Consider the following 7778-nt stretch of genomic DNA (forward strand, 5'->3'; position numbering starts at 1 on the left):
AACCGGCGATCAAAAGACAAAATAATCGCCCCCGCGTTCGCGCGCGCGCTGCCAAGCGGGGCGCGCGTGGCACGCCGCGACGAAGGCGGCGAGGCGCGGATAGCGATCGGCACCGTTCATCGCCGCAACCTCGGCCGGGAAGCTCAGCATGATGTCGGCAGCCGACAGGCGATCGCCGATGAAATGCCCGGCGTCGCCGATCTCGCTTTCGAGATAGGCGAAATGCGCGCCGAGCTGTTCCTCGATCCGCGGTCGCAGCGGCGCCGCAGCATCGCCGAGGCGGGCGACATAGAGATTGAGGAGAACAGGAGTCATCGCCGAACCTTCGGCAAAGTGCAGCAGCTCGAGGTGCCGGACATGATCGTCGGTGCCGCGCGGCGGGACCAGGGCGTCACCGCCATGGCGCTCGCACAGATACTCGACGATCGCGCCCGATTCCTGGATCACCCGTCCATCGTCCTCGAGCAGCGGCGATTTGCCGAGCGGATGGACGGCTTTCAGCTCGGGCGGCGCGAGATTGGTCACGGCGTCGCGCTGATAGTGGCGGATTTCGTATGGAGCGCCGATTTCCTCGAGCAGCCACAATATGCGCTGCGACCGGCTGTTGTTCAGATGGTGGACGATCAAGCTCATCGCATTCTCCTCTTATCCGCGCCAATATCCGTTACGATCGATCAACGCCGCCAGCTCGCGCACCAGCTTGGCGCCGACAATCGCGGTCACGCCGCCGATATCGCGGCCCGGATGATGTTCGACGATGTCCGCGCCGACGATCGGCGCGCGCTGCCGGTGCAGCACCGCGAGCAGTTCGCGCACCGTCAGCCCGCCGGGCTCGGGATGCGCGACGCCGGGCGCCGCCGACGGATCGAGCCCGTCGAGGTCGATCGAGATATAGAGCGGGCCGCTCAGCACCGGCACCGCTTCGGGAACGAAGCCCGCCATCGGGACGATCTCGACGCCGAAGCGATCGGCTTGCGTGGCGCAATGGCGATTCAACGTGCGGATACCGACTTGGACCAACCGCGCGGCATGGCCCGCTTCGCATATCCGGGCAAAGGGCGACGCATGGCTGCGCGGATTGCCGCCGAAGTCGTCGTACAAGTCGGGATGCGCGTCGATGTGCAGGATGTTGAGCGGACCGAAACAAGCGGCGGCGGCTTCGACGAGCGGAAATGTCACCGCATGATCGCCGCCAAGCGCGATGGGAATTTCGCCATCCTCGTGCAGCATCGCGACATGGCGCCGGATCGCGGCATCGTCGTGTTCGACATGCTCGGTCAGCGGCAGGTCGCCATCGTCGGTGAAGGCGATATCCGTGCCGATTTCGGGACCGAGTTCGCTTGCCATATTGCCGCGATCGCTGCGCAGCGCGGCACGGATCGCGGCAGGACCACCCGCCGCGCCGCGTTCGAAACTGCTGTTGACGTCGGTCGGCAAACCGAAAAGGCGGATCGCGGGCATCGAGCCTGTGTAGTCCTTGCCCCTGAACACGCAAGCCGGGATGCGGCACATGCCCCCGCTAGCATGGTCAGCGGCGGCATGGTCAACGGCGGCCGGGCCGACCTGCCAAGAGAGGGGTCGGGCAGATCCAAGGAGGCGTGCCGGAGAGGCACGGGCCCGCCGCCGTTCGCCGGCGAGCCGTATTGCGACGGCTCGCCGGATCCGGATCAGATATCGTCGTCGTCCGCGTCGGGGCCGGTCATCATCTCTTCGGCCACCGCATCGGTGCGGCTGCGGATCGCCTTTTCGAGCCGCTCCATCAGTTCGGGATTTTCGGTCAGGAAATTCTTCGCATTTTCGCGGCCCTGACCGATGCGGATCGAATCATAGCTGAACCAGGCGCCCGATTTTTCGACCAGACCGGCCTTTACCCCGAGGTCGAGGATTTCGCCGATCTTCGAAATGCCCTGCCCGTACATGATGTCGAATTCGACCTGCTTGAACGGGGGCGCGACCTTGTTCTTGACGACTTTGACACGCGTGGTGTTGCCGACGATTTCGTCGCGGTCCTTGATCTGGCCGGTGCGGCGGATATCGAGGCGGACCGAGGCGTAGAATTTGAGCGCATTGCCGCCCGTCGTCGTCTCGGGATTGCCGTACATCACGCCGATCTTCATGCGCAGCTGGTTGATGAAGATCACCATGCAGCGCGAGCGGCTGATCGAGCCGGTGAGTTTGCGCAAGCTCTGCGACATCAGGCGCGCCTGAAGGCCGACATGGCTGTCGCCCATCTCGCCTTCGATTTCGGCGCGCGGGACGAGCGCGGCGACCGAGTCGACGACGAGCACGTCGATCGCATTCGAGCGCACCAGCGTATCGACGATTTCAAGCGCCTGTTCGCCCGTATCGGGCTGCGACACGATCAGCTCGTCAATGTTGACGCCCAGCTTCTTCGCATAGACGGGATCGAGCGCATGTTCGGCGTCGACGAAGGCCGCGGTTCCGCCGGTCTTCTGCGCTTCGGCGATGCAATGCAGCGCAAGGGTGGTCTTGCCCGAGCTTTCGGGACCGTAGATTTCGATGACGCGGCCACGCGGCAAACCGCCGACGCCGAGCGCGATGTCGAGGCCGAGCGACCCGGTCGAGACCGCCTCGACCTGCATCGCTTCCTTCGATCCGAGCTTCATCACCGAGCCCTTGCCGAACGCGCGATCGATCTGCGCGAGTGCGGCGTCGAGCGCCTTCTGCCTGTCTGTGCTGTTCACTGATTTCCCCGATTCGACGAGTGATAATTGTCCGGCCATGACCGTTCCTTTCCAGCTCTAGAGCGAAGGCAGAACCACCGCAACGCCAGAGCTGTGTACGTCATTTGTTCTACCGGAACAAGTGAAGAACAAATATTTTTGCGCGCTATCCGCAAGGCGCGCGCTATTCCGCGAAAAATCCGTCCAGAACGGCCTCGATTTCGGCGATACGGAACGGCTTCGTCACCAGCTTGCGGCTCGCATGCGGCGCGGGAATCACGTCGCCGCCGCCCGAGGTGAAGGCAAAGGGAATCCCCCGCTCCGCCAGCGCGTCGGCGACCGGCCAGCCCTTTTCGTCGCCCAGGTTGATATCGACGAGCGCGCCCGCCACCGGCTGCGACGCGATTGCCGCGAGCGCTTCTTCGTTGGTCGTCGCCTGCGCCGGTTCGGGATAGCCGAGCGCGTCGAACATATCGACGAGCATCATGCCGATCAGGACATCGTCTTCGACAAGCAGGATCAACCGGTCTTCAGCCATGGCCCACCCTGTGCGCCGCATCATCGAGCGCCATCGACACGGCTTCGGCAAGCTGCGCGACCGAGAAGGGCTTGGGCAGGAAGGCGACATCGTCGATGTTGATCGACTGGCGCAATTGCTCCTCGGCATAGCCCGACATGAACAGCACCGGCAGGTTCGCCCGCTTGGCGCGCATGGCACGGACCATCGTCGGCCCGTCCATCGTCGGCATCACAACGTCGCTGATCACCAGGTCAATCTTGTCCATCGCGGCGAAGCGTTCAAGCCCCTCTTCGCCCTGCGACGCGGTGACGACCGTGTAACCCGCGCGGGTCAGCGCCCGTTCGGCGACCGCCCGCACCATATCCTCGTCCTCGACGAGCAGGATGGTGCCGGTGCCCCACTGGCTTTTCTTCGCCTTCGCGGTCGGCGGCGGCGTCGCCGGCACGCCGCTTTCGGCCCGGTGGACCGGCAGGTAGATGGTGAAGTTTGTCCCCGCGCCGGGCTTGCTGTCGGCAAAGATAAAGCCCGCCGACTGCTTGATGATGCCGTAGACCGTCGACAGCCCCAGTCCCGTCCCCTTGCCGACATCCTTGGTCGTAAAAAAGGGTTCGAAGATTTTGGGCAGCACTTCGGCCGGAATGCCGGTGCCCGTATCGCTGACCTTCAGCGCGCTGTAATCGGCGGGCGGCATGAATTCATTGCCCATCTGGCGCACGTCGGCGGCCGAAACGGGATAGGTTTCGATCGTCAGCGTCCCGCCGCCGGGCATCGCGTCGCGCGCATTGACCGCAAGGTTGATGATGACCTGTTCGAGCTGCCCGGGGTCGGCGCGCACCGCACCCAGCCCGCGACCGTGATGCACCGACAATTGCACCGTATCGCCGATCAATCGCTTGAGCAGATGCGATACTTCCGAAATCACGTCGGGAAGCTGCAATATCTGCGGCCGCAACGTCTGCTGGCGCGAAAAGGCGAGCAACTGCCGCGTCAGGCTCGCCGCGCGGTTGGCGTTGCTGCGGATCTGCTGAATATCGTCATAGTCGCTGTCGCCCGGCGTGTGCCGCATCAGCATCAGATCGCAGCTTCCGAGCACCGCGGTCAGGATATTGTTGAAATCATGCGCGACGCCGCCCGCAAGCTGGCCGACTGCCTGCATCTTCGATGCCTGCGCCACCTGCCGCTTGAGGCGCGACTCCTCGCTCGAATCCTTGAGGCTGAGCAGAACCGCCGCCTCGCCCAGCCCGCGCACGCCGACGACGCGCATCGACACCGGCTCGTCGCCTTGTCCGGCCAGCCGGATCGAGAGATCGCCGCCGACCTGTTGCCCGCTGCTGTGACGGCGGATCATGTCGGCGAGTGGCCCCTTGTCCTCGCCGACCACAAGATCGCCGGGGTAGCGCGGCTTCTTGCCATCGGCGACGCCCGCGGCGCGCATGAAAGCGCGGTTCATGTAAAGAAAGCGGCCGTCGCGATCGACGAGCGCAAGCCCGAAGGGCAGCAGCGACAGCAGCGTTTCGATATAGCTTTGCGCGGTGCCGCGATCGGCGGGTCCGATCTCCTCGTCGAGCATGGCGAGCAGCATCGGCCCGTGCGTATCGGCCGGCGTCAGCGGGATTTGCAGCATCCGCACTGGCGTTGCCCGATCGCCCTCACGCGCAAAATAGAGCGCGCCGGCATCATCGAGCCGCAACATACCGGCGACATCGCGCCCCGCATAATGCAGCGCATCCTCCTCGCCGAGCGCGCGCAAAAGAAACGCCTGATTGGCAACGCGCAACCGGCCCTCGGCACTGACCAGCGCCGCCATCACCCCCGCCTGCGCCAGCGTGCGCCCCGCGGGTCCGTCGAGGTGGCGGACGATCTCTCCCGCCAGATCGAGCCGTTCATGGGCCGAAAAGCGCCAGATCAGATAGTCTTCGGCCTGCCCCGATCGCAGCACTTGCGCGCGAAGTTGCAAGGGCCCGACCGCGATTTCGTCGACCCCGCCTTCACCGTCACGCCACGCGGTCCGGCCCGCATTTTTGAGCAGCTCGGCGCCGCGCCCTTCGAGCGGCAGGCCCGGCGGCGTGACGAAGCCGCCCATCCATGTCGCGAACAGGTCGTTCGCACAGACGAGACGTCCGGCCCGGTCGGTGATCGCAATCGCGATATCGTCATGATTGACCGCGGCGCGCAGCATCGACCAATCGGTCGGCGCTGCCTCGCCCACCGCGGCCGCCGGAAAAAGACGCCGCGCGAGGATCATGCCGCCCGCCGCGAGCGCGAGTCCGGCAAGGAAACCGGCGGCAAGCACCGCGTCGCCGGTGGCCCAGAACAACAGCCCGACCGACACCAGCGCGAGACCGCCGAGCAGCGCAAGGTCGATCCGGGAAAGTCCTTGAATTGCAGAAAGCGGACCGGCAGCGCCCACCCCCCTGCTGAAATCGGTATCAGCGGAAGGCAGGCTCTGCGCGGTCAATTCACACTTTCCCAGTCAGCGCATCACCAGATGCGAACACGATCCTTCGGATCCAGATAGAGCTTCTGGCCCGGCTTAACCTGATAGGCCTTATACCAAGGGTCAAGATTGCGCGAGACCCAAGTCCGCTGGATCGAGGGCGAATGCGGATCGGTCGAAATGCGCTGCGACAGATTCTGTTCGCGATAGTTGCGCCGCCATACCTGCGCCCAGCCGAGGAAGAAGCGCTGGTCGCCGGTCAGCCCGTCGATCACCGGCGCCTCCTTGCCGCCCAGCGACGCCTTGTACGCGTCATAGGCGATGTTGAGGCCGGCGAGATCGCCGATATTCTCACCCAGCGTGAAGGTGCCGTCGAGATGCTCGCCCGGCAGCACTTCATAGGCGTCATATTGCGCAACGAGCGCCTTGCTCGCCGCTTCGAACGCCTTCACATCCTCGGGCGTCCACCAGTCGGCGAGCTTGCCGGTTTCGTCATATTTCGAACCCTGGTCGTCGAAATGGTGGCTGATCTCATGGCCGATCACCGCGCCGATGCCGCCATAGTTGATTGCCGGGTCGGCCTTCGGATCGAAGAAGGGCGGCTGCAGGATTGCGGCCGGGAAGACGATCTCGTTCATCCCGAAATTGGCATAGGCATTGACCGTCATCGGGGTCATGCCCCATTCCCAGCGCCGGATCGGACCGCCGAGACGGCTGATATTGTCGTCATGCTGCCACTGGTTGGCGCGCAGCGCGTTGCCGAACAAGTCGTCGGCCCGGATTTCCAGCGATCCATAATCCTTCCAGCGATCGGGATAGCCGATCTTGGTGGTGAAATTGGCCAGCTTCTTCTTCGCCTTCACCTTGGTTTCGGGCTGCATCCACGCAAGATTGTCGATGCGGTGGCCGAGCGCCGCGATGACATTCTTGACCAGCTTGTCCATTTCCGCCTTGGTTTCGGGCGGGAAATATTTCGCGACATAATCCTTGCCGACCGCTTCACCCAGATTGCCCGTGGTGAAATCGACCGCGCGCTTCCAGCGCTCCTGCATCTGCGGCGTTCCCGACAGCGCGGTGCCATAGAAGGAGAAGGCTTCCTGCGCGACCGCATCGGGCAGCACGTCCGAAAAGCCGTCGAGGCTGCGGACGAGCAGCGCGTCGCGCAGCACGCCGATCGGCGCGTCGGCAATCAGCTTCGCCTCGCCGGTGAAGGCGCTCGGCTGCGACACGAGCAGCGCGTCTTCCTTGACGCCGATGCCGCGAACAAAGGTCGTCCAGTCGAAGCCCGGCGCCGCCTTTTCCAGTTCGGCAAGCGTCATCTTGTTATAGACCTTGGTCGCGTCGCTGCTGTCATTCTTGTCCCAATGAACCGTCGCGATCTGCTTTTCGAAGGCATAGATTGCCTGCGCCCGCGCCGCGGCGTCCTGCTCGCCTGCCAGCGTCAGGACATTTTCCAGATGCTTGAGGTAAGCCGCCTGCAGCTTGGCGTTGCGCTCATTGTCCTTCAGGTAGAAGTCGCGATCGGGCATGCCGAGGCCGCCCTGGAACATCGTGTAGATGTAGACGTCGGGATTCTTGTCGTCCTGCCCGACATAGCCGCCGAAGAAATGCGAGACACCGTTGCGGTCGGCTTCGGCGAGCAACGCGGCAAGGCCCGGTTTGTCGACGGCGCGGATCTTCGCAAGCCACGGCTGGATCGGGGCAAGCCCCTTCGCCTCGACCGACGCCGAATCGAGATAGGAGGCATAGGCGCGTCCGATCATGCTGTTCGGATCGCCCTTCGCCGCTTCGAGAATCTCCTGCGTGCGCTTTTGCGACAGATCGGCAAGTGCGGTGAACATGCCATAGTTGGACTTGTCCGCCGGGATCGCGGTGTTCTTGGCCCAGGTGCCATTGGCATAGGCGTAGAAGTCGTTGCCGGGCAGCACGCTCTTGTCCATGCCGGTCGTGTCGAAGCCGAAATCGCCGATTTCGGGCTTGTCGGCCTTGGCCGAGGCGGCAGCCTGCTCCTTGGCCGAAACCGATACCGCCGGCGCCATGCCGAACAGCATCGCGCCCAGCGCGGCGGTCGCCATCAGGCGCGAAGAATGCGTCATACGTGTCATGATTATCCCCAGGTTGACGGGCAGGACATGAT

At 64.2% G+C, this 7778-nt stretch carries 6 protein-coding genes; all 6 read right to left on the minus strand.

Annotation, left to right across the window (positions count from 1 at the left end; translation table 11 throughout):
- Positions 1 to 9 precede the first annotated feature (9 nt).
- Complete coding sequence (locus ABS88_RS21595) at positions 10 to 633, minus strand: glutathione S-transferase family protein (protein ID WP_286750550.1); 624 nt, start codon at positions 631 to 633, stop codon at positions 10 to 12.
- 12 nt (positions 634 to 645) lie between these two features.
- Positions 646 to 1461, minus strand: coding sequence for an agmatinase family protein (locus ABS88_RS21600; protein WP_286750551.1), 816 nt, complete (start codon positions 1459 to 1461; stop codon positions 646 to 648).
- A gap of 206 nt (positions 1462 to 1667) precedes the next feature.
- Entirely contained in the window at positions 1668 to 2744 is a 1077-nt protein-coding gene (gene recA, locus ABS88_RS21605; protein ID WP_003050311.1) for a recombinase RecA, read from the minus strand.
- 124 nt (positions 2745 to 2868) lie between these two features.
- Complete coding sequence (locus ABS88_RS21610) at positions 2869 to 3222, minus strand: response regulator (protein WP_286750552.1); 354 nt, start codon at positions 3220 to 3222, stop codon at positions 2869 to 2871.
- Positions 3215 to 5614: a hybrid sensor histidine kinase/response regulator gene (locus ABS88_RS21615; RefSeq protein WP_286750553.1), complete on the minus strand. Its 2400-nt coding sequence runs from the start codon at positions 5612 to 5614 to the stop codon at positions 3215 to 3217. Before ABS88_RS21615 ends, ABS88_RS21610 begins: the two co-directional genes overlap by 8 nt.
- Before the next feature lie 71 nt (positions 5615 to 5685).
- Entirely contained in the window at positions 5686 to 7737 is a 2052-nt protein-coding gene (locus tag ABS88_RS21620; protein WP_003050303.1) for a M13 family metallopeptidase, read from the minus strand.
- Between the last annotated feature and the right edge of the window lie 41 nt (positions 7738 to 7778).

It is taken from the genome of Sphingopyxis sp. SCN 67-31 (assembly GCF_001725095.1).

What these genes read in the sequence shown, in the direction of transcription:
- ABS88_RS21595 (WP_286750550.1), bottom strand. Translation starts at nt 633, where the DNA reads ATGAGCTTGATCGTCCACCATCTGAACAACAGCCGGTCGCAGCGCATA.
- ABS88_RS21600 (WP_286750551.1), bottom strand. Translation starts at nt 1,461, where the DNA reads ATGCCCGCGATCCGCCTTTTCGGTTTGCCGACCGACGTCAACAGCAGT.
- recA (WP_003050311.1), bottom strand. Translation starts at nt 2,744, where the DNA reads ATGGCCGGACAATTATCACTCGTCGAATCGGGGAAATCAGTGAACAGC.
- ABS88_RS21610 (WP_286750552.1), bottom strand. Translation starts at nt 3,222, where the DNA reads ATGGCTGAAGACCGGTTGATCCTGCTTGTCGAAGACGATGTCCTGATC.
- ABS88_RS21620 (WP_003050303.1), bottom strand. Translation starts at nt 7,737, where the DNA reads ATGACGCATTCTTCGCGCCTGATGGCGACCGCCGCGCTGGGCGCGATG.